The following is a 2,317-nucleotide window of genomic DNA, read 5'->3' as shown; positions in this document are numbered from 1 at the left end:
GGCGACGGCCCAGCCGCGCAGGAGCCAGGCGGCCATGCGGCCGCCGAGCTCGCGCAGGCGCCGCAGCAGCAGCTCCCCGCGGTGCAGGACGATCACGGTGACCGCGGCCGCGATGCCGTGCCAGAGCCACATCTGCGGGCCGCCGTGCATCAGCTCGGCCTGGAGCGGCGTCCCGGACATCGTCAGCGGGGCCATGTCCCCGTGCGCGCCGTGCGTCCCCGGGTTCGCGGCCTGGAGCGTGCCGGACGGGGTGCCGAGCTGGAACAGCAGGTGGAACAGGAGCTGGCTGGCCGCGACCGAGACCGACAGGCGCGGCAGCGAGAGCCGGCGGGCGACCAGCGCCGTGCAGACGGGCAGCGAGAGCACCCAGGGCACGAGGACGCCGAGCCAGCTCGGGAGGCCCCCGCCGCCGGCGAGGTGGGAGGCGAGGGCCACGAGGGTCGCCGCCGACGCCGCGAGGACGCCGCGCACTCCGCGCGCGGTCCCCCGTCCGGCGTCGGGTGCGTTCATCGGCCTGTTCCCCCTCGTGACAGTCACAAGACGGACGCCAGGATATGGGTCGCCGCGCGCAAATGGGAAGTCTGGTACCTGCCTTGCCGAGGTCGGTGCCGTGACTTCGGTCGCCCCGCGCAGCACTCAGCCAGCCGGCTCCAGGCCCGCCGCCTGGCGGGCCGCACTGACGAACGCGACGCGCACGTTGTCCCAGCCGTCGAGGTAGCCGCCCACCAGGGCGGCGTCGCGCAGCAGCACGAGCTGGCCGGCGCGAGTGACGGCGTCGTCGACCCCGGCGTCGGTCAGCACCTGCTCGAGCGCGCCGCGGAACCAGGCGCGGTGCTTGTCGACGGCGCGCCGCACGCCGCTGTCGGCGTCCGGGTACTCGGCGGCGGCGTTGATGAAGGGGCAGCCGCGGGTGTGGTGGCGGGCGACGTCCTCGGCGATGCCCTCGATGAGCAGCCCGACCAGCTCGACCGGGTCGTCGGTGGCGGCGCGGGCGCCGTCGAGCGCGGCGCGAAGGTTCGCGTCCTCGACGCCGAGGTACGCCTCGACCAGGTCCTCCTTGCCGGGAAAGTGCCGGTAGAAGGTGGCGCGCGTGACCCCGGCGGCGGCGACGATGCGGTCGACGCCGACCACGTGGATGCCCTCCGCGTAGAACAGCTCGGACGCGGTGCGCAGCAGTCGCTCGCGCGCTTCCGAGGCGCCGTCGGCGGTCTTGCGCGGGGCGCGGGAGGCGGTGGTCCTGGGTGCCATGCCATTAAGCATAGAACGATCTTTCTCTTTGCGGCTTGACGGCCACCCGGGCCGGGCGTACCTTCTCGGAATAACAGAGAAAGAACGATCGTTCTTCCTGACGACGACGGACCGGGTCCCCGGCCCACCGAGACCGAGGAGCCCGCCATGAACGCCAACGCCGACACCAACAGCGCCACCCCCGCCTCCGCCAAGCTGCCGATCGTCCTGGTCCACGGCCTCTGGATGACGCCGTCGAGCTGGGACACCTGGGCCGAGCGGTTCCGCGCCGCGGGCCACGAGGTGCTCGTCCCGGGCTGGCCCGGCATCGACGACCGCAGCGTGCAGGACATCCGCTCGAACCCCGCGGCACTGCGCGGCGTCGGCCTCAAGGAGATCGCCGACCACTACGAGCGCATCATCCGCGCACTGCCGGCCAAGCCGATCATCATGGGCCACTCGTTCGGCGGGGTCATCACCCAGATGCTGGCCGACCGCGGCCTGGGCGCCGCCTACGTGGGCGTCGCACCCGCGCAGACCGCCGGGATCAGCGTGCTGCCCCTGTCCACGCTGCGCACGGGCCTGCCGATCCTGTCCAACCCGTTCGGCCGCAACGGCGCCAAGCCGCTCTCGAAGAGGCACTTCCACTTCACCTTCGGCAACGACCTGAACCGCGCCGCTTCGGACGCCCTCTGGGAGAAGTCCGCCGTCCCCTCCTACAACAGGGTCCTCTTCGAAGGGGTGGCCTCGACCATGGACGAGAAGAACGGCGTGACACACGTCGACTACGCCCGCGCGGACCGGGCCCCGCTCCTGGTGATCACCGGCAGCATCGACCACGTGGCCCCGCCGGCCATCGGTAAGGCGATCGTCGCCAAGTACACGGGCACCGGCAGCCCGTCGGTGGTCGAGTACAAGGAGTACACGGGCCGCACGCACCGGCTCGTCTCCCAGCCCGGCTGGGAGGAGATCGCCGACCACGCCCTCACCTGGGCCACGTCGCACGCCGCCGTCACGGCATGACGGCGGCGGCACGCTGCCTCGGCGGCGGGCGAGGCGGCGGGCACGCTGCCCTGTCGGCCGGCGAGGC

General features: G+C 73.0%; 3 protein-coding genes. 1 reads left to right on the top strand and 2 read right to left on the bottom strand.

Features of this window, described 5'->3' with window-relative positions:
- On the bottom strand, positions 1–510 hold a 510-nt coding region (locus PROKR_RS35170), incomplete at its 3' end, for a hypothetical protein (protein WP_051433070.1).
- Between the two features lie 126 nt (positions 511–636).
- Positions 637–1,248, bottom strand: a complete 612-nt coding sequence (locus PROKR_RS16655; RefSeq protein WP_245605857.1) for a TetR/AcrR family transcriptional regulator — start codon at positions 1,246–1,248, stop codon at positions 637–639.
- A 147-nt stretch (positions 1,249–1,395) separates the two neighbouring features.
- Here PROKR_RS16655 and PROKR_RS16650 point away from each other — a divergent pair, with 147 nt between their 5' ends.
- Positions 1,396–2,250: an alpha/beta hydrolase gene (locus PROKR_RS16650; RefSeq protein WP_051433069.1), complete on the top strand. Its 855-nt coding sequence runs from the start codon at positions 1,396–1,398 to the stop codon at positions 2,248–2,250.
- Positions 2,251–2,317 lie beyond the last annotated feature (67 nt).

The organism is Promicromonospora kroppenstedtii DSM 19349 (assembly GCF_000515355.1).
In the GTDB taxonomy this organism is placed as follows: Bacteria; Actinomycetota; Actinomycetes; order Actinomycetales; family Cellulomonadaceae; genus Promicromonospora; species Promicromonospora kroppenstedtii.
This window is presented reverse-complemented; position numbering and strand designations above follow the sequence as displayed.